This window comes from Actibacterium sp. (assembly GCF_055134745.1).
In genome coordinates this window covers 1-26,543 of sequence record NZ_JBSRVX010000004.1, presented here as the reverse complement: position 1 = coordinate 26,543, position 26,543 = coordinate 1, and the positions used below count along the sequence as shown (strand labels likewise).

Genomic DNA, 26,543 nt, shown 5'->3' with positions numbered 1-26,543 from the left:
CCCTTATCGCTTATCCTTGGCCAAATACCCGCGCCGCAGGCACCGGCCCTTAGGGCCGGTTATGCACCGCCCCAGACATAGATCGCGGCGAACAGGAACAGCCAGACCACATCGACGAAATGCCAGTACCAGGCGGCAGCCTCAAAGCCGATATGGCTTTCGGGGGTGAAATCGCCCCGCATGACCCGGATCAGGCAGACAAACAGGAAGATCGTGCCGATGATCACATGCGCGCCGTGGAACCCCGTCGCCATGAAGAAGTTCGCGCCATAGATATTGCCGGCGAAACCAAAGGCTGCATGGCTGTATTCATAGACCTGGAAGAATGTGAACAACACCCCCAGCACAATGGCCAGGATCAGCCCGTTACGGATATCCTTGCGGATATTGCCATGCACCAGGGCATGATGCGCCCAGGTTGCCGCCGCGCCCGAACACAGCAGGATCAGCGTGTTGATCAGCGGCAGATGCCAGGGGTCGAAGGTTTCAATGCCGGCAGGCGGCCAGACACCATCCATCGCCGGGCTGTCGGGGCCCATGGGGTAAAGCGCGTGTTTGAAAAAGCTCCAGAACCAGGCGGCAAAGAACATCACTTCGGACATGATGAACAGGATGAAGCCATAGCGCAGACCGATGCGCACCACCGGTGTGTGATCCCCGGCCTTGTTTTCGCGGATCGTCTCGCCCCACCAGCCGAACATCACATAGGCCACACCGGCAAAGCCGATCAGCAGCACCCAGGGGCCACGGTCATGAAAGAACATGACCGCGCCGTAAAGCATGACAAAGGCCGCAACCGCCCCGGCAAAGGGCCATATTGACGGGTTGATGATGTGATAATCGTGGTTCTTTTCGTGCGCCATATGCTGTTCCCCCGTCAAAGACGTTAGTTAACGGTTGTTGTTTGACCCTGTTCCGCGTCCAGTTTTGCCTGGGCATCGTCGGGCATGTCGGTTTCGTGGAAAGTATAACTCAGCGTGATCGTGTGAACAAACTTCGCCTCGCGGTCCTGAACGATTTCGGGATCGACATAGAAGGTAACCGGCATCTGCACCCGCTCGCCCGGTTGCAGCACCTGCAGCGTAAAGCAGAAGCAGTCGATCTTGGTGAAATAGCCGCCCGCCGAATAGGGTGTCACATTATAGCTGGCCTGCCCGGCGATGGCATGATCGGTCGGATTATAGGCTTCGTAGAAGGCAAGCCCGGTCTCGCCGATGCGCAGCTTCATGGTGCGCTGCACCGGCTTGAATTGCCAGGGGAAGTCCCTCTCGACCGATCCGTCAAAGCGGATGGTGATATAGTCGTCCAGAACCTTGTCCGAACCCGCCGCAGCGGTCGCCGTCGTGCCGCCAAAGCCGGTCACCTTGCAAAACAGGCTGTAGGCTGGAACCGCGATCCAGGCCAGCGCGGCCATGACGACGACCACGCCAACCAGTTGCAGAACGGTTTTCGACTTGTTGTCGCGCATCATTCCCCCTGTCCGGCAATCGGTGCGGACTGAACGGCACGCCCCTTCACACCCATCGGATCTTCCTGCGACACCTTGACGATGGTCAGCCCGAAGACCAGCGCCACGAACAGGCCCAGCACCGCGCCCAGCCCCATATTCCGGCCAAAGCGGCGCTTGTGCAGCTCATGTTCCTCGCGAAAGGCCATCACCAGCCCCCCAGGCCGAAATCGGCCAGCCCAGACTGGACCATCAGCGCCACGAAATGCAGGAACAGATAGACCAATGACAGGCGGAAGAACCGCCGCTCGGCAGCGTAATTGTCAGCCTCGGCTGCGGCCTCGTCCCGACGCCAGACACGCACCGCCCCGATGACAAAGGCCAGGTTCAAAACGACCGAGGCCGCCAGATAGACCGGCCCGCCGATCGAGGTGACCGCCAGCCCCAGCGCCACCGGCGCCAGCAGCAGCGTATAGGCCAGGATATGCCCGCGCGTCACGCGCCGCCCATGGGTGACCGGCAGCATCGGCACCCCGGCACGGGTATAATCATCGTTCATGAACAGCGCCAGCGCCCAGAAATGCGGCGGCGTCACATGAAGACCAGCGCGAACATCAGAACGCTTTCGATGCTGACCCCGCCCGTTGCGACAGCCCAGCCGATCATCGGAGGAAAGGCGCCAGCCGCCCCGCCGATCACGATATTCTGCGGCGTCCGCCGCTTCAGCCAGATCGTATAGATAACCGCATAGAAAAAGATCGTGAATGCCAGCAATCCGGCGGCAAACCAGTTGGCCGCCAGCCCCAGCATGGCCACGGATATCCCCGACAAGGCCAGCCCCAGCGCCAGCGCGTCACCGGGGGAAACCCGCCCCGCGGGGACCGGACGGCGCGCGGTGCGTTTCATCACCGCGTCGATATCGGCATCCCACCACATGTTCAGCGCCCCCGAGGCACCGCCACCGATCGCGATGAACAGGATCGAAATGGCCGCAATGACCGGATGCACCGATACCGGCGCCACGAACAGTCCGGCCAGCGCCGTGAAGACGACAAGCGACATCACCCGCGGCTTGAGCAGCGCCACGAAGTCGCCAAAGCTGGCCTCGTCGGCGGGCCCGAAGACTTGGCTCGTATCGGTCATGCCTGTGCTCCTGTCCACAGCGGGGGCCGGGCGGGAATGCCCCGCCCGCGCGACCCTATTGCGCCGAGGCGACGGTCACGTTTTGCGGCACGCCGGCAAATTGCGCCCGTGCGCGAACCAGCCAGGCGTCGTATTGCGCCGGGGTCACGGCCTTGACCGTAATCGGCATATAGGCGTGATCCTTGCCGCACAATTCCGAACATTGCCCGAAATAGATGCCTTCCATGCCTTCGTCGACCTTGAACCACATTTCAGCCAGGCGCCCCGGAACGGCGTCCTGCTTGACACCGAAGGCGGGCATCGCCCAGGAGTGGATCACGTCCGAACCGGTCACCTGAATGACGACATTCCTGCCAGTCGGCACCACCATCGCGGTATCGGTTGCCAGCAGATACTGATCGGGGGTGTAGCCATGGGCGGCCAGTTCGTCTTTTTGCAACAGATAGCTGTCGAAGACGAATTCCTGATCGGGATATTCATAGGTCCAGTACCACTGGTTGCCGGTGATCTTGATGGTCACGTCGGCCTCGGGAATTTCCAGTTGCTTGAACAGAACCGGCAGCGAGAACGCACCGATGAACACCAGAATGATGATCGGAACGATGGTCCAGGCCACTTCGATCGGCGAATGATGGGTGAAGGTGGCCGGAGTCTTGTTCATCCGGCCGTTGTAACGCAGGATCACGATCGCCAGCAGCAACACCACGAATGCGGTGATCGCGGCAATGATAACAAGGATCATGTTATCCAGTCCATGCATGTCGCGGGCCAGTTCGGTTGCGGCCGGCTGATAGCCCATCGCGCCCTGTGTCGGCTGCCCGATCACCTTAAGCCCGTTCAAACCATCCTGAGCCATTGCCGCACTGGCCATAAGGCCCGTTGCACCTGCGGCCCAAAGGCCTGAAAGCAAAGTCGAAATCCGCATATCCATTCCCTGTAGCAAGGCGACCCGAAGCCGCCGAACGAAACCCGCTGACCGGAATCCCGTTGTGTTCCCGGCCCCAAAAACCATATTAGTGCGGATGAAACAAGCCATTGTTGTTGCGGCATAGGGCCGCGATTTGATCCACATCAATGCCGCAGATCGGAAATTCCCATGACGGATACCAGATTCTCGCCGTTCGACAATATGTTGGACCAGCAGGCCGCGCTGAAAGTGCTGCGTGGCGCCACCGCCGGGGCCGAGGACGGAGAACTGTTTCTGGAGCGCAGGCGATCGGAATCGCTGGTCTTTGACGACGGGCGCCTGAAAACCGCCAGCTATGACGCATCCGAAGGGTTCGGCCTGCGCGCGGTCCGGGGCGAGGCCGCCGGTTACGCACATTCGACCGAGATATCGGAAACAGCCCTGAAACGCGCCGCCGAAACCGTGCGGCTGGCGGTGGGCGATGGGGGCGGCGTGATGGCGCCCGGCCCGCAGCCGACCAACCGGCGCCTGTATACCGACGCCGATCCGATTGCCGGCGCGGGTTTTCCGGTCAAGATCGAAACCCTGCGCGAAATTGACGCCTTCGCCCGCGATCTGGACCAGCGCGTGGTGCAGGTTTCGGCGACGCTGGCCGCCTCTTTGCAGGAAATCTGGATTCTGCGCCCCGACGGGCAGTTGCTGCACGATACACGCCCCATGACCCGGCTGAACGTCTCGGTCATCGTCGAGGATGGCGGACGGCGCGAAAGCGGCGGGCATGGCGGCGGCGGGCGCAGCGGGCTGGACGGGCTGATCGACCCCACCCACTGGCAGGATACAACGCGCGAGGCCCTGCGCATCGCACTGGTCAATCTGGATGCCGTCCCCGCCCCCGCCGGTGTGATGGATGTGGTGCTGGGCGCCGGCTGGCCCGGCATCCTGCTGCACGAGGCCGTGGGCCACGGGCTGGAGGGCGATTTCAACCGCAAGGGCACATCGGCCTTTGCCGGGCTTATGGGCCAGCAGGTGGCGGCCCGCGGGGTGACGGTTGTCGATGACGGCACCATCCCCGACCGGCGCGGCTCGATCAGTTTTGATGATGAGGGCACGCCTTCGGGGCGCACCACCCTGATCAAGGACGGCATCCTGGTGGGTTACATGCAGGATCGTCAGAACGCACGCCTGATGGGGGTGGCCCCCACCGGCAACGGCCGGCGCGAAAGCCATGCCCATATCCCGATGCCGCGCATGACCAACACGATCATGCTGGGCGGCGATGCGGCCCCTGCCGATATCGTGGCCGGGCTGCGCGACGGGATCTATGCCGTGGGCTTTGGCGGCGGGCAGGTCGATATCACCAATGGCAAGTTCGTGTTTTCCTGCACCGAGGCGTATCGCGTGCAGAACGGCAGGATCGGCGCGCCGGTCAAGGGCGCAACCCTGATCGGCGACGGGCCTGCGGCGATGAAGCAGATCCGCGCCATCGGCAATGACATGGCGCTGGACCCCGGCATCGGCAATTGCGGCAAGGCCGGGCAATGGGTGCCGGTGGGCGTGGGCCAGCCGACGCTGATGATCGGCGGGCTGACGGTGGGCGGCGCGGGGTGATCCCGGTTCGAAGAATTTTTCGTGGCAGGGCTGAATTTCTTTCCCCGTTCACCCCCTGTTAACCCTTTTACGCGAAACATGGCCCCACGAATGAGCGGAGCCTTGCGAACGTGGACATCGAAACTTCCACCCACCCCCTCGCACCACCCACCCAGGAAGCGTCTGTAATCGCCTGGCTTCGTCTCATTCGGTCGCGCCGGGTCGGTCCGGCGACATTTTTCCGACTGATGGCCGAACATGGCAGCGCCGATGCCGCCCTGGATGCCCTGCCCGGCATTGCCCGCGCGGCAGGCGTTGCCGACTATGCCCCCTGCCCGGTCGATGCGGCCCAGCGCGAATTGGCCGCAGCCCGCACGGCCGGGGCGCGGCTGGTGGCCTTTGGCAGCCCCGACTATCCCGCCGCGCTGGCCGAAATCCCCGATCCGCCACCGCTGCTGTGGATACGCGGGCGGTCCGAATTGCTGCGCCGGCCGCAATTGGCGCTGGTGGGCGCGCGCAACGCATCATCGCTGGGCACGCGCATGGCGCGCAAACTGGCCGACGGGCTGGGCCAGGCGGGTTTCGTTATCGCTTCGGGTCTGGCGCGCGGCGTCGATGCGGCGGCGCATTCGGCGGCCTTGCCTACCGGAACCATCGCAGTCATGGCCGGCGGTGCCGATGTGATCTATCCTGCGGAAAACGCCGATCTCGCCGACAGGATTTCCCGCGAGGGCATGCTGGTCAGCGAACAGCCCATGGGCATGGCACCACAAGCCCGCCATTTCCCGCAACGCAACCGCATCATCGCCGGACTGTGCCGCGCCGTCGTGGTGGTCGAGGCCGCGGCGCGGTCGGGCAGCCTGATCACCGCGCGCGACGCGCTGGACCTGGGGCGTGACGTTCTGGCGGTGCCGGGCCATCCGTTCGATGCGCGGGCGGCGGGATGCAACATGCTGATCCGCGATGGCGCGGCACTGGTGCGCGACACCGGCGATGTCATTGCCGCACTGGCGCCTCTGGCAGAAGCGGCCCAGCCCGATCTGTTTGCCGAAATTCCGCCCGGACCGCCACAGCGCACGCAGCGCGCCGCCGATATCCACGCCCTGCACAACCAGATCCTGTCGCGGCTTGGCCCCTCCCCGCTGGCCGAAGATCAGCTGATCCGCGATCTGGCACTGCCGCCCGGCGATGTGACACCGGAACTGTTGAATCTGGAACTTGATGGCCGCATCCTGCGCCAGCCCGGCGGCCTGCTGTCACGTCTGCACTGAAGCCCTGCGCCCGGCCTGCCACCACACGGCATTGCACAACATCCGCATGCAGGCCCGACGGAGTGGCGCCGGATCAGGCGTAAAACCTGACATCGCCCCATGCATTGACATTCCGCCCGCCTGCCGCACATCTTGCGCCGCCACGGCCCCAAGCCGCGAGTCGAAAGGAAGTTCATGCCCGTTGTCGTTGTTGAATCGCCCGCCAAAGCCAAGACAATCAACAAATATCTGGGCCCAGACTTTACGGTTCTTGCCTCTTACGGCCATGTCCGCGACCTGCCGCCCAAGGATGGTTCGGTCGATACCGAACACGATTTCACGATGAAATGGGAAGTGGCCAGCGACAGCAAGAAGCATGTCAAAGCCATCGCCGACGCCCTGAAAGACGACAATGTCCTGATTCTGGCGACCGACCCCGACCGCGAGGGCGAGGCGATCAGCTGGCACCTGGAAGAGACCCTGCGCGCCCGCAAGGCCATCAAGAAAGACACGGCCGTTTCCCGCGTCGTGTTCAACGCCATTACCAAATCCGCCGTGACCGAGGCGATGAAAAACCCCCGCGCCGTCGATCAGCCGCTGGTCCATGCCTATCTGGCGCGCCGGGCGCTGGATTACCTGGTGGGGTTCAACCTGTCGCCGGTGCTGTGGCGCAAGCTGCCCGGTGCCAAATCCGCGGGTCGTGTGCAATCGGTCTGCCTGCGCCTGATCGTCGAGCGCGAGATGGAGATCGAGGCGTTTCGCGCCCGCGAATACTGGACCGTCAAGGCGCTGCTGGCCACGCCGCGCGGCCAGACATATGAGGCCCGCCTGACCGTTCTGGGCGGCAAGAAGCTGGATAAATTCGACATCGCGACCGACACCGCCGCCGAACTGGCGGTGCAGGCGGTAAACAGCCGCGATCTGGCGGTCAAATCGGTCGAGGCCAAGCCGGCCAGCCGCAACCCCAGCGCCCCCTTCATGACCTCGACCCTGCAACAAGAGGCCAGCCGCAAATTCGGTTTCGGCGCCCGCCAGACCATGAGCCTGGCCCAGCGCCTGTATGAGGCCGGGCTGATCACCTATATGCGCACCGATGGCATCGACATGGCGCCCGAGGCGGTAATGGCCGCGCGCGATGCGATCAAGGCCCGCTATGGCGAAAACTATCTGCCCAAATCGCCGCGCATGTATAAAAACAAGGCCAAGAACGCGCAGGAAGCGCATGAATGTATCCGCCCCACCGACATGACCCGCGATGCCGCCGCGCTGAAGATCAGCGACAGCGATCAGCGCAAACTGTATGATCTGATCTGGAAACGCACCCTGGCCAGCCAGATGGAAGCCGCCCGGATGGAGCGCACCACTGTCGATATCGCCAGTGCCGATGGCCAGATCGAATTGCGCGCAACCGGCCAGGTGATGCTGTTTGACGGCTTCCTCAAGGTGTACGAGGAGGGCCGCGACGATGTGGTCGTCGACGATGACGACAAGCGACTGCCGCAGATCGCCCAGGGCGAGCCCGCCGCCAAGCAATCAGTAACGCCCGAGCAGCATTTCACCCAGCCCCCGCCCCGTTACACCGAAGCGACCTTGGTCAAGCGGATGGAAGAACTGGGCATCGGCCGCCCCTCGACCTATGCCAGCATCGTGACCACCATCCAGGATCGCGGCTATGTGCTGAAGGACCAGAACCGCCTGATCCCCGAAGACAAGGGGCGGCTGGTCACCGCCTTTTTGTCCAACTATTTCCCGAAATATGTCGGCTATGAATTCACCGCCGATCTTGAGGATGAGCTGGACGACGTGTCGGCGGGCGACCGTGACTATATAGATGTGCTGTCGCGGTTCTGGCGTGATTTTTCCGCCGCCATCGCCGAAACCGCCGATCTGCGGATTTCCGAAGTGCTGGACAAGATCGACGAGGTTCTGGCCCCGCACCTGTTCCCGCCCCGCGACGACGGAACCGATCCGCGCGCCTGCCCCAAATGCGGCGCGGGCCGGCTGAACCTGAAAACGGCCCGCTCTGGCGGTGCCTTTATCGGTTGTTCCAACTATCCTGAATGCCGGTTTACCCGCCCCCTGTCCGGCCCGAACGGCGAAGACGCCGAAACGCTGGATGACAAGGTTCTGGGCCATGACGGCGAAGATGTGATTTCGCTGCGCAACGGGCGGTTCGGCCCCTATGTGCAGCGCGGCGAGGTCACCGAAGAAATGCCCAAACCGCCGCGTGCCTCGATCCCCAAGGGCTGGGACGTGGCGCAGATGGACTTGGACCGCGCGCTGATGCTGCTCAGCCTGCCGCGCCAGATCGGCCCGCATCCCGAAGACGGCGAACCGGTCGAGGCCAGCATCGGGCGCTATGGCCCCTATGTGAAACATGGCAGGGTCTTCGCCAATATCCCCGATGTGGACGAAGTCTTTACCATCGGCATGAACCGCGCGGTCGAGGTTCTGGCACAGAAGGCCGCGAAAACCGGGCGCGGGCGCACGGCCGCCAAGCCGCTTGCCGAACTGGGCGAACACCCCGATGGCGGGCCGATACAGGTTCTTGACGGGCGCTATGGCCCGTATGTGAAATGGGCCAAGGTGAACGCAACCCTGCCCAAGGATGTGGAACCGGGCGATGTGACGCTGGAAATGGCGCTGGAGCTTATCGCCGCGAAAAGCACCAAAAAAGGCGGGCGCAAGAAAAAAACCTGATGCCGCCGCGCCGCGGCATTTCATTGACTTCGCCGCCGCGCCGCGTCACAAACTTGAACCATCCGGCATAGGGAGTGGTTGATGAAAAAGATATACGCCAGCGCGTCCGACGCCCTCGACGGCGTGCTGTTCGATGGGATGCTGATCGCGGCAGGCGGGTTTGGCCTGTGCGGCATACCCGAATTGCTGATCGCGGCCATTCGCGATGCGGGCACCAGGGATCTGACCTTTGCATCGAACAATGCCGGGGTCGATGATTTCGGCATCGGCATCCTGCTGCAGACCAAGCAGGTGAAAAAGATGATCTCGTCCTATGTGGGCGAAAACGCCGAATTCATGCGCCAGTATCTGAGTGGCGAGCTGGAGCTGGAATTCAACCCCCAGGGCACATTGGCCGAACGCATGCGCGCCGGCGGCGCGGGCATTCCTGGCTTTTATACCAAGACCGGCGTCGGCACCGTGATCGCCGAAGGCAAAGAGGTGAAAACCTTCGACGGGCAGGATTATATCCTCGAACGAGGCATCGTCGCCGATCTGGCCATCGTCAAGGCCTGGAAGGCCGATACGACAGGCAATCTGATCTTCCGCAAGACCGCGCGCAACTTCAACGCGCCCGCCGCCACCTGCGGCAAGATCTGCGTGGCCGAGGTCGAAGAGATCGTGCCCGCCGGCAGCCTTGACCCCGACGCCATTCACCTGCCCGGCATCTATGTGCACCGCCTGATCCAGGGCGAACACGAAAAACGCATCGAACAGCGCACCGTGCGCGCGGCCTGAGGGAGAGAACAACATGGCTTGGGACCGCAATCAGATGGCCGCCCGCGCGGCAAAGGAACTGCAGGATGGCTGGTATGTGAACCTTGGCATCGGCATTCCAACGCTGGTGGCCAATTACATCCCCGACGGCATAGAGGTCACGCTGCAATCGGAAAACGGCATGCTCGGCATGGGCCCCTTCCCGATCGCCGGGCAGGAAGACCCCGACCTGATCAATGCGGGCAAGCAGACAATCACCGAATTGCCGCATACGGCCTATTTTGACAGCGCCACCAGTTTCGCGATGATCCGCGGCGGCAAGATCGCCATGGCGATTCTGGGCGCGATGGAAGTGGCCGAAAACGGCGATCTGGCCAACTGGATGATCCCCGGCAAGCTGGTCAAGGGCATGGGCGGCGCGATGGATCTGGTGGCCGGTGTCGGCCGCGTGGTGGTTGTGATGGATCACACCAGCAAGCATGGCGAAAGCAAGGTGCTCAAGGAATGCACCCTGCCCCTGACCGGCAAGGCGGTTGTCGACCGGATCATCAGCAATCTGGGCGTGCTCGATGTCGTGCCGGGCGGGCTGAAGATCGTCGAACTGGCCGATGGCGTATCCGAGGCCGACCTGCGCGCCGCGACCGAGGCCACGATCGTCAACTGATCGCCACCACGGAAAACTGCACAGGACGGGGCACGCATCCCGTCCCTGTCACCTTGGAAAAATACTCTCGGGGAGCGCGAGGGGCAGACAGCCCCTCGCCTCAGGTGCCGATGCGAAACACGCAGCCATCGCTGATCAGCTCGGGCGGGGTCTGGCACAACCCGCGCGCCACGGTCCAGGCGGCCAGCACCTTGGGCACATAATCGCGGGTTTCGGCAAAGGGCGGCACGCCGCCCTTGCTGCGCACCGTGCCCGGCCCGGCATTATAACTGGCCAGAACCAGAATAGGGTCCCGATCGAATTCCTGCATCAGCCGATCCAGAAACGCCACGCCGCCGCGGATGTTCTGCACCGGGTCCAGGCTGTCGGCGACGCCATATTGCTGGGCGGTGGCGGGCATCAGCTGCATCAGCCCGGTCGCGCCCGCACGGCTGACCGCCCGGTGCTGCCCGTCGCTTTCAACCATGATCACCGCCAGGACCAGCGCGGGCGACACCCGTGTGCCGACGGTGGCCTTCAGAATATCGACGCCATAGCGCGCGGCCACCTGCTGCATTTGCTGCAGGCGTGGCGCAGGCACCCGTGCGCCACCCGGCCCCTGCGTCAAGGCCCGCACCGCCGGCGCCAGCCGCCCCGGCCCGCTGGCGGCCAGATCGGGCGAAATGAGGTTCCAGTACCATGCCAGGCTGGAGGCGACCGGCGGCGGTGCCGGTTCATCCTCGGCGCGCGGCGGCAACGGGGCTGGCGCAACCGGGGCAATCGGCACGATCTGCACCAGTATCCGCCTGGCAGCACCCGGTTCGGGCGGCTTTATCCGTTTGGGCATCACGGTGGGATAGGGGCGCGGCTCTTGCGCGCCCACAGCCGGCGCCAGCAATAACAGCGCCGCCGCGAAAAGGAATCCTTGCCTCAACATGGTCCGGGTCCTGCTTTGCCCGTTGTGTTTTGCCAACTCTCTCAGGAAACCGTTCGCAAAACCATCCAAAAGCCCGCAACGGTCTGCAAATGTTTCCAATCGTGGCAAACCGGAATCACCGGAAATCACCATTGAAAGCAATAATTGAAATATTCATCATTTTTGTTTCGTTATTTTTCAATGAGTTAGATCTTTTATCAAGAGTTTTTAAACACTCTCTAAAATTGTCCAACCCCCGCCAAACTCTTGCCCCAATCCACCGGCAAATTCTTCCCATGCCAAGACGGGGACTGGGCCAACAAGAGGCCGGCCCGGGATGATCCGGCAAGGCGAAGTGTAACGAGCTATTAAACTTGAGAGAGAGGGACTACCAATGAAACTGTTCGAAATGATCAAGAATTTCCACAACGACGAATCCGGCGCAGTGACCGTTGACTGGGTCGTGCTGACCGCTGCTGTCGTTGGTCTGGGCTTTGCCGTTCTGACTGCTGCGCAGTCGGGCATGACGACCCTGGGCACCAACATCTCGACCGAACTGGGCACCGGCACCACGGTCAGCTCGGGCTTCTGATAGCCATATCGGTTATGATCTGCGAAACCGCGCCCTTCGGGGCGCGGTTTTACTTTGTGCATCACCCTTTGCAATGCGCAAAAGAACCAATAAACCAACATCTTTTTGCCACTTTCGATGCGCATGGTGGTATCAGGCAACCTTCGCTGCACGCACACTAATGCGCGCGACGCAGGTCAGTGGTGATGGCGTAATATCGGAGAGCGCGATGCGCGACTTTATCAAGACTTTCTTTGCTGATGAATCTGGCGCGGTCACTGTTGACTGGGTTGTGCTGACCGCTGCGGTCGTCGGTCTGGGTTTCAGTGTGATCGTCTTGATGAGCAACGGCACATCAACGATCGCCGACAACGCCGCCAATGTCCTCAGCAACAGCAGCCCCAGCACCGGCTTCTGATCCCTGCCCGGGGTTATTGTTGCAAAAGACTGTTCATTGTCATTCATTGTCCCATGTTTTGCCGCATTTCATTGCTATTGTTTCTGAAATGAGAGTCGATAAGGCCCCTGCCCCCGTGGCAGACCGGGCCCTTCGAAACAAAAAGGGGTAACGCGATGCGGATGGTTTTTGGGTTGGTGCTGCTGGTCGGTCTGGCGCTTGCGGGTTTCGCTGTCTACATGGCGCAGGGCTATATCTCGCAATATCAGATGGCGCTGGCGCAGGAACGTGCCGCCCGTCAGCAACAGGTAAAGCTGACCGAGATCTATATCGCCGCGCGGCCACTGCGCTATGGCGAGCAATTCACCATCGACGACGCCAAAAAGGTCAAATGGCCCCAGGAAGCGGTGCCCGAAGGCGCCTTTGGCAAGCAGGAAGACCTGTTTCCGGCAGGCGCAGAACAGTTTCGCACCGTGCTGCGCGCAATCGAGGCGAATGAACCCCTTCTGGCGGTCAAGCTGACCGAGCCGGGCGCTGACAGCGGCATCAATTCACGGCTGTCGGTCGGGATGCGGGCCTTTGCGATCAATGTCGATGTCAGTTCGGGCGTGTCGGGCTTCTTGCGCCCCGGCGACCGGGTCGATGTCTATTGGACAGGTTCGGCCGGCGGTAACCGCGAAAAGCGGCAATTCACCAAGCTGATCGAGGCCGGGATGCAACTGATCGCTGTTGACCAGACCGCAGATCAGGACCGCACCAGCCCGGTCATCGCGCGCACCGTCACGGTCGAGGCGACACCGCAGCAGGTGGCATCGCTGTTGCAGGCCCAGTCCACCGGCAAGCTGTCGCTGTCGCTGGTCGGCGCCCAGGATGACACCGTATCGGCCGCAGTCGAAACCGATCAGAACAAGCTGCTGGGCATCGAAGAGACAGACGAGAAGGAACAGGTTGTCGAAGCGCCAAAGGATCCGGTCTGCACGATCCGCACCCGCAAAGGGTCGGACGTGATCGTAACCGAAATACCCTGCACCAACTGAAAATCGGTGCAATAACAATACCAAACGCGGGTCGGCCCCTTGGTCCGGCCCGCGTTTGTGTTTCCGCAGGCTGGCCACATGTTGCGACTTATCCACATAACAATACCCCAGCAAGCGCTTGATTCTTGCAATAATTTGCGAATTGCAGCACAGTGCGTGTCAATTGGGCGAAAAAGACCCGTGTCTGAGGCGTGATCAGAGAGGCAGGATCACATGAAAATTGTACAGCTGTTAAGGGCTGCCCTTGTTGTGGCAGCCGCGTCCCTGGTAACCGCCCCGGCTGGTTTCGCACAGAACCTGCGGGTTATGGAAGGCGGGACGGCAACCACGCTGAAGGTGCCGATGAACCGCGCCGTCGTGGTCGAAAGCGAAGTGGTCTTTGCGGAACTGTCCATCGCCAATGCGGCGATTGCCGACATATCCACCCTGTCAGACCGGACGATTTACGTTCTGGGCCGCGAACCGGGCCGCACCACCATGACATTGCTTGGCCCCGACGGGCGCCTGATCGCCAATATCGAGGTGCAGGTCACCCCCGATATTTCAGAATTGAAGGAACGCCTGCGCGAGGTTCTGCCAACCGAGCCGATCGAAGTGCGCCCCGCCAATGACGGGCTTGTGCTGTCGGGGCTGGTGTCATCGGCCGCCTCGATCGACCGGGCGCTGGACCTGGCGCAACGTTATGCGCCTGATCGTGTATCCAACCTCATGACCCTTGGCGGCAGCCAGCAGGTCATGCTGAAGGTCCGCTTTGCGGAAATGAACCGTTCGGTCCGCAAAAGCCTGTCGGCCAGTCTTGCCGTCAACGGCATCACCGCCGGCGGCGATGTCGGCTATGTTGGCGGCAACGGCACCTATACCAACGGCAGCAACCTGATCAATCTGTTCGACGGCGATCCCACCACCAATATATCCCGCAGCGGCGAAGCCAATGGCGTGATGTCCTTTGGCATTGGCGCGGGCAGCGTCGAATTCGCGGTCTTGCTGGAGGCCCTTGAAACCAAGGGCTTCGTTCGCACCCTTGCCGAACCGAACCTGACCGCGCTGTCGGGCCAAAACGCCAATTTCCTGGCGGGCGGCGAATATCCAATCCCGGTCAGCAACGATTCAGGCAAGATATCGATCGAATACAAACCCTTCGGGATCGAGCTGAACTTCACCCCCCGCGTGGTCGGCAAGAACATCAACCTGCGGCTGGATGCCTCTGTCAGCGGCATCGACCCGACTGTTTCCTATTCCGATGGCGGTATCTCGGTCAGCGGTTTCTCGAAACGTTCGACCTCGACCACGGTTGAGATGCATGACGGCGAAAGCTTTGCCATTGCCGGCCTGTTGCAGGATGATTTCACCTCGCTGAACGGTCAGGTGCCCTGGCTGGGCGATATTCCGATCCTGGGCGCGCTGTTCCGCAGCTCGGAATACAAGCGCAATCAAAGCGAACTGGTGATCATCATCACCGCGCATCTTGTCAGCCCCACCAATGGCGAGGCCTTCGCCCTGCCCACCGACCGGGTTCGCCCGCCCACCGAAAGCGAATTGTTCCTGGGGGGCAAGGTTTCCGCCCCCAATACGCCGCGCAGCGGTGCCGCCGGGGAAGTGGCGCGGCAGGATTTCAGCGGTTCCTATGGCTATGTGATGGAGTGATCGACATGCGCGCCCCTCTTGCCCTTTTGTGCAGTGCCGGTCTGACCGTCCTGACAGCCTGTTCGCCGCAATCAGTGACGTCCCCCGCCGGGGCCTGGCTGGATGAAGGCGGGTTCGGCAATCCGACCATGAACAACACGCTGGTCATGACCGGCCAGCGAAACGCCGTGGTCGATCTGTCGCGCCGCTTTGCCGCCGAGGTGCCCAGCACCGTCAACTTTGCCTTCAACAGCGATGTTCTGGATGCCGAGGCCCAGGCCGCGCTGCAGGAACAGGCCAATTTCATCCGCCAGTTCTCGTTGGCGCGGTTCCGCGTCTATGGCCATACCGACAAAGTCGGCTCCGACGGCTATAACAAGGCGCTTGGCCTGCGTCGCGCCCGCGCCGTGGTGGCCTATCTGATTGGCCAGGGTATCTCCGCCGACCGCCTGGAGGCCGTGGTATCCTTTGGCGAACAGCAACCGCTGATCGTCACCGAAGGCCGCGAACGCCGCAACCGGCGCACCGTGACCGAAGTTTCGGGCTTTCTGAAAGCGCGCGAACAGACGCTGGACGGCAAATACGCCCTGTTCAACTATGACGAGTATGTCCGCAGCGCCTATGAGGGCCACAGCCCCGAGGTCGAGCGCGATCCCGAAGCCGCAAGCCCCAAGCGCGGCGAGTAAAAACAGCTTGCAATTCAAGCGAATGGGGCGCTTCCGGCGCCCCGTTTTCTTTTGAGGCTGAGGGGCGCATATCACCCAACAATTACGTTTTTTCAGCCCTAATGTTGCCCAGATTGCACTTCATCTTTCACAGGTGGACACCAAAGGCGCGCATCTGTGTCGCGCCGGGTGAGCGGATGGGGAGCGAGACGTCAGACGCATCTCATTCGTCTCGCCAAGAACAGAAGGATTGTGACAATGACGAGTAGCGCAGCACTACTGCCCGAAGCGGCACCGATCGTCGCCTGCACGGTTTCGCGCGACGTCCAGAACTTTGATCTGCTGATCGAGGACATGGAGGCCGAACTGGGTGAAGGCTGGGGCGATCTTTCCTTCGAGGATGCCGCCGCATTTTTCGATCAGCCCGATGCCGCCAGCCTGGAATTCGTGGCCATAGCCGTGGATGACCATGATGAGGAACGCCTGCCGCTTGTCGCCGAGCTGATCCGCAAGGCCAAGGACAACCGCATCGGGGTGATCCTTATCGCCGAAGAGGTCAGCCCGATGGTGTTGCACCAGTTGCTGCGGCTGGGGGCTGATGATTTTGTCCCCTATCCCCTGCCCGAAGGTGCGCTGCATGACGCCATCGAACGAATGCGCCAGCCCGCGCCGGCCGCCGCGATGGCTGCTGTCGATGCCCCTCAGGAAGCCGCCCCAGTCGCGCGCGCCTCGAAAGGCAATCGCAATGGCGTCGTCCTGCCGATTCACGGCCTGGGCGGCGGCGTCGGCGCCTCGACGCTGGCGGTCAACCTGTCCTGGGAACTGGCAACCGTCGCAAAGGCAGATGCGCCCAAGGTGTGCCTGCTGGATTTCGACCTGCAATTCGGATCAGCCTCGACCTATCTGGATCTGCCGCGCCGCGAATCGGTGTTCGAACTTTTGTCGGATACCGCCGCTATGGATGCCGAAAGTTTCATGCAGGCGCTGACCACCTTCAACGACAAGCTGTATGTGCTGACCGCACCGGCCGATATGCTGCCGCTGGACATGATAACGTCAGAGGATGTGAACCGGATCATCGACATGGCCCGGACCCAGTTTGATTTTGTCATCGTCGACATGCCCAAGACACTGGTGCAATGGACCGAGGCCGTGCTGCATCAGGCCCAGGTCTATTTCGCGGTGCTGGAGCTGGATATGCGCTCGGCCCAGAATGCGCTGCGGCTGGTGCGGGCACTGAAAAGCGAAGACCTGCCCTTTGAAAAGCTGCGCTATGTGCTGAACCGTGCGCCGAAATTCACCGATCTGTCGGGCAAAAGCCGCGTCAAGCGGATGGCGGAAAATCTGGATATCGACATCGAACTGCTGCTGCCCGATGGCGGCAAGCCGGTCACGCAGGCAGGCGATCACGGCCTGCCATTGGGTGAAACCATTCCCAAGGTGCCGCTGCGCCGGGAAATTCAGAAACTGGCCAAATCGCTGCATGAGCACGCTTTGAAATCGGCAGTCGAGGCCGAATGAACGCCCTGACCAAGTAAGGGACCATCCCGATGTTTTCGCGTTATTCCAAACCCAAACCCGGCGCGGTTGCGGTCAAGCCCGCCGCTGCCGCCTCCAGTCCGGCTGCCCATGCCGCACAGGCCGCGCAGAAACGCCCGGCCGTGTCAAAAAAAGTCGAGGCTCAGCCCAACCCCGCCGACAAGGATCGCAAGCGCAAGCAGCGCATGGGCGAAATCAAGTCCGAACTGCACAAGCGTCTGCTGGAAAACCTGAACCTTGCCGCACTGGAACACGCCACCGAGGCCGAGCTGAAATCAGAAATCCAGGCCATTTCCGCCGAAGCCCTGGAAGAGATGAGCGTCGTCCTGAACAAGGATGAACGCGTCACCCTGAACCAGGATCTTTTCGACGAGGTGATGGGCCTGGGCCCGCTCGAACCCCTGCTGAAGGATGACACGGTCAACGATATCCTGGTCAACGGCCCCCAGCAGATTTTCGTTGAACGCGACGGCAAGCTGGAACTGTCCGACATCACCTTCAAGGATGAAAAGCACCTGCTGCGGATCATCGACAAGATCGTGTCGGCGGTGGGCCGGCGGGTGGATGAAAGCAACCCCTATGTCGACGCGCGCCTGGCCGACGGATCGCGTTTCAACGCGATGGTGCCACCGGTGGCGGTGGATGGCAGCCTGGTGTCGATCCGCAAGTTCAAGAAGGAAAAGCTGGGCATCAACGATCTGGTGAAGTTCGGCGCCTTTACCGAAGAAATGGCGCTGTATCTTCAGGCCGCTGTCGCCTGCCGGCTGAACGTGATCGTGTCGGGCGGCACCGGGTCGGGCAAAACCACCACGCTGAACGCGCTGTCCTCCTTCATCGACGACAGCGAACGCATCCTGACGATCGAAGACACCGCCGAACTGCAGCTGCAGCAGACCCATGTCGGCCGGATGGAAAGCCGCCCCCCCAACGTCGAGGGCAAAGGCGCCGTCACCCAGCGCGACTGCCTGCGCAACGCGCTGCGGATGCGCCCCGACCGTATCATCGTGGGGGAAACCCGCGGCGAGGAAGTCATCGACATGTTGCAGGCGATGAACACCGGCCATGACGGATCAATGACCACGATCCACGCCAACTCGGCGCGTGACGGGGTCAGCCGTCTGGAAAACATGATCGCGATGGCCGGAATCGAAATGCCGCTGAAGGCGGTGCGCAGCCAGATCGCCAGCGCCGTCAACCTGATCGTTCAGGCAAGCCGTCTGCAGGATGGCAGCCGCCGCATGGTGTCGATCACTGAAATCACCGGCATGGAGGGCGAGGTCATCTCGATGCAGGAAGTGTTTCGCTATGAACGGCTGGGGCTGGAAAGCAACGGCAAGATCATCGGCCGCTTCAACGCCACCGGCGTGCGGTCCTTCTATTCAGAGCGGTTCCGGCAGTGGGGTTATGACCTGCCGCCATCGCTGTTTGAACCGGTCGGGGGATAATTCGGATGCAACTCAGCGCGGAACCAATCATCTATGGTCTGATCTTCGTCGGGGTTCTGGCGCTGGTCGAGGGCCTGTATCTGACGGTGTTCGGCAAGTCGATCCGGTTGAACAGCCGGGTCAACCGCCGGCTCGATATGCTGGAAAAGGGCACCGCCCGCGAAGAGGTTCTGGAACAGCTTCGCAAGGAAATGACGCAGCACATGAATGCCCGCGGGATACCGCTGTATTCGCTGCTGGCCGACAAGGCGCAAAAGGCCAATATCGCCTTCACCCCCAAGGCCCTTATGATGATCATGGGACTGGTGTCGCTGATCGCCTTTCTGGCCCTGACGATCGGCACCAGCACCAGCGTTTCGGTGCGCGCGTTGATATCTGTCGCAATGGGCGTGGGCGCGGTATTCTTCTGGGTCAACACCAAGGCCAAGAAACGCCTGTCGCTGATCGAGGAACAACTGCCCGACGCGGTTGAACTGATGGTGCGGTCATTGCGCGTGGGCCATCCCTTTGCCTCGGCGGTGAACATCGTCGCCAAAGAGGTCGCCGACCCCCTGGGCACCGAATTCGGCATGATCGCCGATGAAGCCGCCTATGGCCGCGACATTTCCGAAAGCCTGAAGGATCTGGCCGAACGCATGGGCATGCAGGATCTGCGCTTTCTGGCCGTGGCCGTGACCATCCAGCAGCAATCGGGCGGCAACCTGGCCGAAATCCTGGAAGGTCTGGCCAAGGTGATCCGCGCCCGGTTCAAACTGTTCCGCCGCGTCAAGGCCATCACCGCCGAGGCCAAGTGGTCGGGCATGTTCCTGTCGGCCTTCCCGATCGTGGCCATCATCGTGATCAGCGTTCTCAAGCCCGATTACTATGACGAGGTCAAGGATACCCCGCTGTTCATCCCCGCGGCGCTTGGCGTGGGTGTCTTCCTGGTGGTGAACGTTCTGTTCATGCGCATGATGGTCAATATCAAGGTTTGAGGACGGGCTGAAAATGCAGATATTCACGGCACTGCGCGATTTGCTGGTCGACCGGTTTGGCGAGTTGGGCCCGCTTTATGCCATGGGCATGCTGGGCGTTCTGTTCATACTGGCCACCCTGCCCACGTTGCTCAAGCGCAAGGAAGACCCGCTGGACCGCCTGAAACAGGGCGGCACCAGCCAGCGCAATTCCAACAAGGCCAAGCCCGAACGCTCTTTGCGCCACAATAACAAGTCCAGCGAAAAGCTGGACAAGTTCGCAACCTTCCTGGAACCCCAGAACGAGGAAGAACTTTCCGCCGCGCGTCTGAAACTGATGCGGGCCGGATACCGGTCCAAGGCGGCGGTGCGCACCTTCCACTTCGCCCAGTTCGCGCTGGGTCTGGGTTTTCTGTTCCTGGGGCTGCTTTATGCCATCGTGTCTTCGGTGACAGGTGAAATGACCACGCAGCAGATGGTGCTGTCGGTCATCATCCCCGGCGGGATTGGCTATTACCTGCCCAAATACTGGGTCGATCGACGCGTCGGAAAACGCCAGGAGGAAATCATCAACGGCTTTCCCGACAGCCTGGACATGATGCTGGTCTGCGTCGAGGCGGGGCAATCGCTTGATCAGTCGATCATCCGCGTGTCCAAGGAAATCCGGTCGGGCTTTCCGGCGCTGGCGCAGGAATATGAAATCATCGCCCATGAAATGAAGGCCGGCAAGGATCGTGTTCAGGTTCTCAAGGACATGGGCGAACGCTGTGGCGTGAACGATGTATCGTCTTTTGTGACGGTGCTGGTGCAATCGGCCACCTTCGGCACATCCATCGCCGATGCGCTGCGCGTTTATGCCAGCGAAATGCGTGACAAACGGGTGATGCGCGCCGAAGAAAAAGCAAATAAACTTCCCACAAAGCTGACGCTGGGCACTATGATGTTCACATTGCCGCCCTTGCTGATCATCCTGATCGGGCCTTCGGTTTATCGTGTGGCAAATATGGTGAATGTCGGCCAATAAGGAAAAGATGCGCGCTGGGTTGGGGATCATTGTAACGGCATTTCTATTGGCCGGCTGTCAGCAGACTGCCGGCCTTGCGCCTTTGAACCAGGGGCCGCCCCCACCGCCTGGCACCCCCCATATCACCCAGGCCGTGGACGGGCTGGTGGTGGGGCACCGGCTGATGGCGGCGGGCGAATATGAACTGGCGCTGAAAGCCTATTACCGGGCGGCATCCGAACAGGGCGTGACGGTTGATGTCCTGTCGGCGCTGGGGTCTGCCAATCTGCGGCTGGGGCGGCTGGGCCAGGCCGAAACCCTGCTGCGCGAGGCCATCCGGCGCGATCCCGGCTTCATCGCCGCCTGGAACAACCTTGGCGTCGCGCTGATGGAGCGCGGCGAAACCGGCGAGGCAAAACGTGTCTTCCAGACCGCATTCGCGCTGGATAGTGGCAATTCCGACGAAATTCTTGGAAATCTGCGCTTGGCTATCGCAAAAACCAAAAATTCTGCTTATGATGAGGCAGATAAAAATAAATTCGATTTGGTGCGGCGGGGCAATGGGCAATACCTGCTTTTGTCGACACCCTGAGGCAGAGCAGTAAAAGGACGCAAAAATGCGCCACCCTATTCTTGTATCGCTATGCGTTTGCGGTGCGCTGGCATTGTCTGCCTGCGGCCAGTCCCAGGAAGATGTCGAACGCGCCGTTCAGGATGTGATTTCCTCGGATGAAACCAATCTGAACGCCATCATGATGTCGGCCGCCGACCCCGAAGAGGCGGTCAGCTATTTCAGGAACGCCGTCGCCGCGGACCCGTCCCGCATCGACCGCCATCGCGGGCTGGCGCAATCGCTGATCCGCGCCAAGCACCCGATCGAAGGTGAAAAGGTCTGGGCCAAGGTCGTGTCGATGGAAGGCGCCACCGATGATGATCGCGTGGATTATGCCGATGCCCTGATCCGCGCCGGCAAATGGAAAGAGGCCGAGCAGGTTCTGGATGCCATCCCCCCGACACTGGAAACCTTCAAGCGCTATCGGCTGGAGGCGATGATCGCCGACAGCAACAAGGAATGGAAAAAGGCCGACAGTTTCTATGAAACTGCCGTGGGCCTGACCACCCAGCCGTCGAACGTGTTGAACAACTGGGGCTATTCCAAGCTGACGCGCGGCGATTATGCCGCCGCCGAACGGCTGTTCCTTGAATCGATCGGCTATGACCGCAATTCATTCACGGCAAAGAATAACCTGGTCCTGGCGCGCGGCGCACAGCGCAACTATCAGATGCCGGTGATCGAGATGACCCAGGTGGAACGGGCGCAACTGTTGTATACGATGGCGCTGTCCGCAATCAAGCAAGGCGATGTGACCATCGGCAAGGGCCTGCTGGAAGACGCGATCGAAACCCATCCCCAGCATTTCGACGAGGCCGCCCTGTCGCTGCGCGCGCTTGAACGCAACGTATCGCGCTAGGTCCGCATCATGCCCACATCCATGACAACCGCCCTTTGGTTCCTGCCTTTCGTCACGCCCATCGCGCTTTGGGTGGCCTGGTCGGACATGCGCACCATGCGCATTCCCAACAAGGCGGTCATGGCGCTGGTGATCGTGTTCGCCCTGGTCGGGCTCTTTGCCCTGCCGTCGCTTGAAACCTATTTGTGGCGCTGGCTGCATCTGGCGGTCATTCTTGCGTTTGGCTTCGTCATGACCATGGCCAGGATGATCGGGGCGGGCGATGCGAAATTCGCCGCCGCCATGGCCCCGTTCATCGCCCTGCCCGATGCCGGCGATTTCGCCATGCTGTTTTCGGCAACGCTGGTTCTGGCCTTTCTGCTGCACCGGGCCGCGCGCACGATGCCGGTGCTGCGCCGCGCCACGCCGGGCTGGGAAAGCTGGGAGCGCAAGGATTTTCCGATGGGTCTGGCACTGGGAACCGGGTTGGTCGCCTATCTGGTGCTGGCAATCATCCGCGGCCTGTAACGCCAAACTATTGCCACACCCGCGCGCTAGCGTCAGCCAGAACAACGCTGACCGAGGCCCGCAATGAACATCCAGACCTCTGCCGTCATGGCCCCCCCGGCCCCGCGGTCGCTGCCCGAAATGCAGCTGCCCATCGTCATGATGCGCGACATCCTGCTGAAAACCATGTTCCGCAAGAATGTGGAAATCGTGACAGAAATTGCCCGCGCGATCTGCCTGCCGGTTCCGGTGACACAGGAACTGGTCGATCTGGTGCGCAGCCAGAAACTGGTCGAGGCGACAGGCACCCTGCACGCCAATTCGGGCGGCGAGATGGGGTATCAATTGACAGATACCGGCAAGGCGCGGGCGCTGGATGCCCTGACGCAATCGGAATATTATGGTGCGATGCCGGTGCCGCTGGCGGTTTACGAAGAACAGGTCAAACGCCAGTCGATCAAGAATATCCAGTTGAACCGGGCGCAGCTGACTGGCGCGATGGGCCATCTGATCCTGCCGCCCAGCTTGCTGGACCAGCTTGGCCCCGCGGTTTCGGCCGGCCGTTCGATCCTGATGTATGGCCCGCCGGGCAACGGGAAATCGTCGATCTCGAACGGGATCAGGGATGCCTTGGGCGACAAGATCTATATCCCCCGCGCCATCGAATATGCCGGGCAGGTCATCACGGTCTATGATCCGATCGTGCATTCCGCCGCGCAGGAACAGACAGACGACCCGACATCGCTGCGTCGCTCTGCCGGGCGCTATGACACGCGCTATGTGCTGTGTGATCGGCCCACCGTGGTCACGGGGGGCGAATTGTCGCTGTCGATGCTGGATCTGGTCTATAACCCTACCGCGCGCACCTATCAGGCGCCATTGCAGCTTAAATCGACCGGTGGTGTCTTCATCGTCGACGACCTTGGCCGCCAGGCCGAACCGCCTCAGGCGCTGGTCAACCGCTGGATCGTGCCGCTGGAGGAAAGCCGCGATATTCTGGCGCTGCAATCGGGCGAGAAATTCGAAGTGCCATTTGATACGCTGGTGATCTTTTCCACCAACTTTCACCCCAACGAGATTTTCGACAAGGCCGCGCTGCGCCGGATCTTCTTCAAGATCAAGATCGACGGCCCCGGACAAGAAGATTTCCTGAAGATCTTCGCCCTGGTCGCGCGCAAGAAAAAGATGCCGCTGAACCAGGAGGCGCTGGTCTATCTGCTGAAAAGCAAATACCCCACCATCGGAAATATCTATGCGAACTATCAGCCGGTCTTCCTGATCGACCAGATGATTGCGATCTGCGAATTCGAGGGCATCCCCTATCAGATGACCCCCGATCTGATTGATCGCGCCTGGGCAAACATGTTCGTCAAGGACGAGGCCATCGTGCGCTAGGCTGTCTGATCAAACCAGCCCGCGCTCGGCCACGGCGGGGCGAAAGTTGCGGCTGACCGGCACCTTGCTGCCATCCTCGATCTGCAGGAATATTCGCCCGTTCTCGCATTCATTCCCGATGACCGCAGACGCGGCCACCCAGTGCGACCGATGCACCTGCAGCCCGTCAACGCCATCCAGTTCGGCGATGGCATCGGCAAAACGCATCAGCAACCGGGTTTCGCCCTTGTCGGTATAAAGCGAAACATAGTGATCATAAGCCGCGCAACGGATGATCTTGCCCCGCAGGTCGGGATCGACTCGTTCCATCAGCCGCGGCCCGGCGCCCTGGCGATGGTGCCACCCCCCGTGGATCAACATGCGAATGGCGCTCATCCCCATTCCCACCACGAAGATCAGCCCCATCATTTCAAGCGCCGAGGGCACCTGATTTCCCGTCCCCACCGAAAGCTGTTCGGTCAACAGTGTCAGCGGACAAAACAACAATACCGCAACGCTGGCGGCCGTTACGGTAGAAACGATCCAGTATCCGCGATCGCGCAGCCAGTATCGGACAACAACGCGTATGCCCAGGCCGATTGCGATGGACAGCCCCGCAACCACCCCCCAATACAGCACACGCCGCAGCAGGGAATTGCCTTGATAGGTGCCAAATGGCCCGGCATAGGCCGCCATCAGGGTGACAAGAACCCATACGACCAACGGGGTTGGCGACCAAAAGGTCGATTTCAGATCTTCTTTAAGAGACGTCATGAAAACTCACCAAAACACCAATATTACAAATATTACCAATTATTATCAGGGCTTACTCTCAGCGATACCGCAGACGAAATAACAAAAAGTTTACCGGAATAATCCCGGCTCGTCGCTGCGGAATTAAGCTGTCAGTCCTTCGGGTTCCCTCAGTCCCGATGCCCGGCAACAGGCCGTCAGCGTATTGGCCAGCAAACAGGCGATGGTCATCGGCCCGACGCCACCGGGAACCGGGGTAATCGCCCCGGCCACGGCGCGCACGGCGTCAAAATCAACATCTCCCGCCAGCCGGGTCTTGCCCGCGCCTTTTTCAGGGGCCGCGATGCGGTTCATACCCACGTCGATCACGGTTGCACCGGGTTTGATCCAATCGGCCTTGACCATTAGCGGCTGACCGACCGCCGCCACCAGAATATCCGCACCCCGGCACAGGGCAGGCAGATCGCGCGTGCGGCTGTGGGCCATGGTCACGGTGCAATTGTCGCGCAACAGCAATTGCCCCATCGGCTTGCCCACCAGGTTTGAACGGCCGATGACCACGGCGTTCAGCCCGGACAGATCGCCCAGCCGGTCGCGCAACAGCATCAGACATCCCAGCGGCGTGCACGATACCATCGCCCGCCCGCCGCTGACCAACAGACCCGCATTGATGACATGCAGCCCGTCGACATCCTTGGCGGGGTTGATACGCGCCACGATCTCGGTCTCGCTCAGATGTGGGGGAACAGGAAACTGACATAGAATTCCATGCACTTGCGGGTCATTGTTCAACCGATCAATCAGCGCATACAGGTCGGCCTGCGGCACATCGGCGGGCAATTTGTATTCCAGCGAGGTCATGCCCACCTCGACCGTCTGGATACCCTTGTTGCGCACATAGACCTGGCTGGCGGGGTCTTCGCCCACCAGAATCACCGCAAGCCCAGGCGTTATGCCATGATCGGCCTTCAACCGCGCCACATGATCCGCAATACGGGCGCGCAGGCCAGCGGCGAACGCCTTGCCGTCGATGATATCAGCACTCATGCATGGTCCTTTTTTTGGGGAATCTGCGGCAATGCCGATTTCTTATGACAGCGCCGCGACCATCTCAAGCCTGTGCGGCACCGGCGGCCTCAAGATGCCTCCAGGGGCGTTGCGCGGGAATATGCAGCACGACACTGTCCCCCACCGTCAGCAGTCCTTCGCGTTCAACCCAGGCTGTTATGCCGCGCCGACCGGTCGCGGCCGGCTTGAACCGCGCGCCCGCCCCCGCCAGATGGTCTTCGATCACCCGCGCGGGCAGTGTGCAGGCATGGTTTTCCATATCCACCGTCAGCGTCGCACCCGATGCGGCCTGCAATCGTGCGCCAGGCGGGATATGCGTGAAATCCGGGATGCCTTCGACCACCATCGTGGCGCCCAGCCAGGCCGGATCAAGGGCTTCGATCTGCATCGCGGCGGCGATCTGGTCCAGCTCCTCGGCCGAGAGAACCGAAAACTGGCGCACGTTGCGAATTTCAGTGCCCTTGGGATATTGCCCCGTCACCCGCGAACAGGATGGGCGGGTCAGCCCGCCATGCGATTCCCCTTCAGGGCCGCCAAAGGTGGCGCGCAGGCGCGTCAGCGGCCGGGCCGCCAGGGCGGCGGCACGATCCGGCACGGTGCCCAGCCAGGTGATGCGGCCGGTGAATTGCGTGGGTATCAGGGCGGGCATAGGTTACTCCTGTGGGCGGATCAGCGTAAAGAACACCCGCCGGAACGGGAACAACACGCTGCCATCGGGTTGCGCCGGATAATGGCGGGCCAGTTCGGTTTCATAATCGGCCAGAAACCGGCTGCGTTCCTGCGCCGACATCGCATCGCTGTAAGGGCG

Annotated in this window: 26 protein-coding genes and 1 pseudogene; 18 read left to right on the top strand and 9 right to left on the bottom strand. The window is 61.5% G+C overall.

Annotation, left to right across the window (positions count from 1 at the left end):
• Window positions 1-59: 59 nt before the first annotated feature.
• The 5 genes and pseudogenes from ACTCHC_RS00900 to coxB all read right to left on the bottom strand — a co-directional run bounded on the left by ACTCHC_RS00900 (window position 60) and on the right by coxB (window position 3,515).
• On the bottom strand, window positions 60-863 hold the full coding sequence (locus tag ACTCHC_RS00900; RefSeq protein WP_463020561.1) for a cytochrome c oxidase subunit 3: 804 nt from the start codon (window positions 861-863) through the stop codon (window positions 60-62).
• Between the two features lie 23 nt (window positions 864-886).
• A complete protein-coding gene (locus ACTCHC_RS00895) occupies window positions 887-1,471 on the bottom strand; it encodes a cytochrome c oxidase assembly protein (protein WP_463020560.1) in 585 nt (194 codons plus the stop codon).
• Window positions 1,468-1,656 (bottom strand): hypothetical protein, encoded by a 189-nt coding sequence (locus ACTCHC_RS00890; RefSeq protein WP_463020559.1) that lies wholly within the window; start codon window positions 1,654-1,656, stop codon window positions 1,468-1,470. The genes ACTCHC_RS00895 and ACTCHC_RS00890 overlap by 4 nt, the downstream gene beginning before the upstream one ends.
• A pseudogene (gene cyoE / locus ACTCHC_RS00885) lies at window positions 1,656-2,590 on the bottom strand (heme o synthase). Before cyoE ends, ACTCHC_RS00890 begins: the two are co-directional and overlap by 1 nt.
• Window positions 2,591-2,645: 55 nt before the next feature.
• Entirely contained in the window at window positions 2,646-3,515 is an 870-nt protein-coding gene (gene coxB, locus ACTCHC_RS00880; RefSeq protein ID WP_463020558.1) for a cytochrome c oxidase subunit II, read from the bottom strand.
• Between the two features lie 171 nt (window positions 3,516-3,686).
• On the opposite strand from coxB, the gene tldD reads away from it, so the two are divergent.
• The 5 genes from tldD (at window position 3,687) to ACTCHC_RS00855 (ending at window position 10,454) form a co-directional block, all read left to right on the top strand.
• Entirely contained in the window at window positions 3,687-5,105 is a 1,419-nt protein-coding gene (tldD, locus tag ACTCHC_RS00875; protein WP_463020557.1) for a metalloprotease TldD, read from the top strand.
• Window positions 5,106-5,215: 110 nt separating this feature from the next.
• Window positions 5,216-6,355 (top strand): DNA-processing protein DprA, encoded by a 1,140-nt coding sequence (gene dprA, locus ACTCHC_RS00870; RefSeq protein WP_463020556.1) that lies wholly within the window; start codon window positions 5,216-5,218, stop codon window positions 6,353-6,355.
• Window positions 6,356-6,529: 174 nt separating this feature from the next.
• Window positions 6,530-9,034, top strand: coding sequence for a type I DNA topoisomerase (gene topA, locus ACTCHC_RS00865; protein WP_463020555.1), 2,505 nt, complete (start codon window positions 6,530-6,532; stop codon window positions 9,032-9,034).
• An 81-nt stretch (window positions 9,035-9,115) separates the two neighbouring features.
• Entirely contained in the window at window positions 9,116-9,811 is a 696-nt protein-coding gene (locus tag ACTCHC_RS00860; RefSeq protein ID WP_463020554.1) for a CoA transferase subunit A, read from the top strand.
• Between the two features lie 13 nt (window positions 9,812-9,824).
• Window positions 9,825-10,454 carry a 3-oxoacid CoA-transferase subunit B gene (locus ACTCHC_RS00855; RefSeq protein WP_463020553.1) on the top strand — a complete coding sequence of 210 codons (630 nt, stop codon included), beginning with the start codon at window positions 9,825-9,827 and terminating at the stop codon, window positions 10,452-10,454.
• Window positions 10,455-10,554: 100 nt separating this feature from the next.
• Here ACTCHC_RS00855 and ACTCHC_RS00850 read toward each other — a convergent pair whose 3' ends face one another.
• Window positions 10,555-11,370 carry a lytic transglycosylase domain-containing protein gene (locus tag ACTCHC_RS00850; protein ID WP_463020552.1) on the bottom strand — a complete coding sequence of 272 codons (816 nt, stop codon included), beginning with the start codon at window positions 11,368-11,370 and terminating at the stop codon, window positions 10,555-10,557.
• Between the two features lie 373 nt (window positions 11,371-11,743).
• Here ACTCHC_RS00850 and ACTCHC_RS00845 point away from each other — a divergent pair, with 373 nt between their 5' ends.
• The 13 genes from ACTCHC_RS00845 to ACTCHC_RS00785 all read left to right on the top strand — a co-directional run bounded on the left by ACTCHC_RS00845 (window position 11,744) and on the right by ACTCHC_RS00785 (window position 23,935).
• The gene (locus ACTCHC_RS00845; RefSeq protein WP_463020551.1) at window positions 11,744-11,941 is read left to right on the top strand and encodes a Flp family type IVb pilin; all 198 of its coding nucleotides are present in this window, start codon (window positions 11,744-11,746) and stop codon (window positions 11,939-11,941) included.
• Window positions 11,942-12,149: 208 nt separating this feature from the next.
• Window positions 12,150-12,338, top strand: a complete 189-nt coding sequence (locus tag ACTCHC_RS00840; protein WP_463020550.1) for a Flp family type IVb pilin — start codon at window positions 12,150-12,152, stop codon at window positions 12,336-12,338.
• Window positions 12,339-12,493: 155 nt separating this feature from the next.
• A complete protein-coding gene (gene cpaB, locus ACTCHC_RS00835) occupies window positions 12,494-13,354 on the top strand; it encodes a Flp pilus assembly protein CpaB (RefSeq protein ID WP_463020549.1) in 861 nt (286 codons plus the stop codon).
• 213 nt (window positions 13,355-13,567) lie between these two features.
• The gene (locus tag ACTCHC_RS00830) at window positions 13,568-14,998 is read left to right on the top strand and encodes a type II and III secretion system protein family protein (protein WP_463020548.1); all 1,431 of its coding nucleotides are present in this window, start codon (window positions 13,568-13,570) and stop codon (window positions 14,996-14,998) included.
• Window positions 14,999-15,003: 5 nt separating this feature from the next.
• Window positions 15,004-15,663, top strand: coding sequence for an OmpA family protein (locus ACTCHC_RS00825; protein ID WP_463020547.1), 660 nt, complete (start codon window positions 15,004-15,006; stop codon window positions 15,661-15,663).
• 237 nt (window positions 15,664-15,900) lie between these two features.
• The gene (locus tag ACTCHC_RS00820) at window positions 15,901-17,163 is read left to right on the top strand and encodes an AAA family ATPase (protein ID WP_463020546.1); all 1,263 of its coding nucleotides are present in this window, start codon (window positions 15,901-15,903) and stop codon (window positions 17,161-17,163) included.
• 29 nt (window positions 17,164-17,192) lie between these two features.
• Complete coding sequence (locus tag ACTCHC_RS00815; RefSeq protein ID WP_463020545.1) at window positions 17,193-18,626, top strand: CpaF family protein; 1,434 nt, start codon at window positions 17,193-17,195, stop codon at window positions 18,624-18,626.
• A 5-nt stretch (window positions 18,627-18,631) separates the two neighbouring features.
• The gene (locus tag ACTCHC_RS00810) at window positions 18,632-19,600 is read left to right on the top strand and encodes a type II secretion system F family protein (protein WP_463020544.1); all 969 of its coding nucleotides are present in this window, start codon (window positions 18,632-18,634) and stop codon (window positions 19,598-19,600) included.
• Window positions 19,601-19,613: 13 nt separating this feature from the next.
• Window positions 19,614-20,603, top strand: a complete 990-nt coding sequence (locus tag ACTCHC_RS00805) for a type II secretion system F family protein (RefSeq protein WP_463020543.1) — start codon at window positions 19,614-19,616, stop codon at window positions 20,601-20,603.
• 7 nt (window positions 20,604-20,610) lie between these two features.
• The gene (locus ACTCHC_RS00800; protein ID WP_463020581.1) at window positions 20,611-21,174 is read left to right on the top strand and encodes a tetratricopeptide repeat protein; all 564 of its coding nucleotides are present in this window, start codon (window positions 20,611-20,613) and stop codon (window positions 21,172-21,174) included.
• 25 nt (window positions 21,175-21,199) lie between these two features.
• Window positions 21,200-22,054 (top strand): tetratricopeptide repeat protein, encoded by an 855-nt coding sequence (locus tag ACTCHC_RS00795; RefSeq protein WP_463020542.1) that lies wholly within the window; start codon window positions 21,200-21,202, stop codon window positions 22,052-22,054.
• Window positions 22,055-22,063: 9 nt separating this feature from the next.
• Window positions 22,064-22,561 carry a prepilin peptidase gene (locus ACTCHC_RS00790; RefSeq protein ID WP_463020541.1) on the top strand — a complete coding sequence of 166 codons (498 nt, stop codon included), beginning with the start codon at window positions 22,064-22,066 and terminating at the stop codon, window positions 22,559-22,561.
• Window positions 22,562-22,624: 63 nt separating this feature from the next.
• Window positions 22,625-23,935: an ATPase gene (locus ACTCHC_RS00785; protein ID WP_463020540.1), complete on the top strand. Its 1,311-nt coding sequence runs from the start codon at window positions 22,625-22,627 to the stop codon at window positions 23,933-23,935.
• Window positions 23,936-23,944: 9 nt separating this feature from the next.
• Here ACTCHC_RS00785 and ACTCHC_RS00780 read toward each other — a convergent pair whose 3' ends face one another.
• The 3 genes from ACTCHC_RS00780 to ACTCHC_RS00770 form a co-directional block, all read right to left on the bottom strand.
• The gene (locus ACTCHC_RS00780; RefSeq protein WP_463020539.1) at window positions 23,945-24,688 is read right to left on the bottom strand and encodes a LytTR family DNA-binding domain-containing protein; all 744 of its coding nucleotides are present in this window, start codon (window positions 24,686-24,688) and stop codon (window positions 23,945-23,947) included.
• Between the two features lie 123 nt (window positions 24,689-24,811).
• Window positions 24,812-25,714 carry a bifunctional methylenetetrahydrofolate dehydrogenase/methenyltetrahydrofolate cyclohydrolase FolD gene (gene folD / locus ACTCHC_RS00775; protein ID WP_463020538.1) on the bottom strand — a complete coding sequence of 301 codons (903 nt, stop codon included), beginning with the start codon at window positions 25,712-25,714 and terminating at the stop codon, window positions 24,812-24,814.
• Between the two features lie 64 nt (window positions 25,715-25,778).
• Window positions 25,779-26,384: an MOSC domain-containing protein gene (locus ACTCHC_RS00770; RefSeq protein WP_463020537.1), complete on the bottom strand. Its 606-nt coding sequence runs from the start codon at window positions 26,382-26,384 to the stop codon at window positions 25,779-25,781.
• Window positions 26,385-26,543 lie beyond the last annotated feature (159 nt).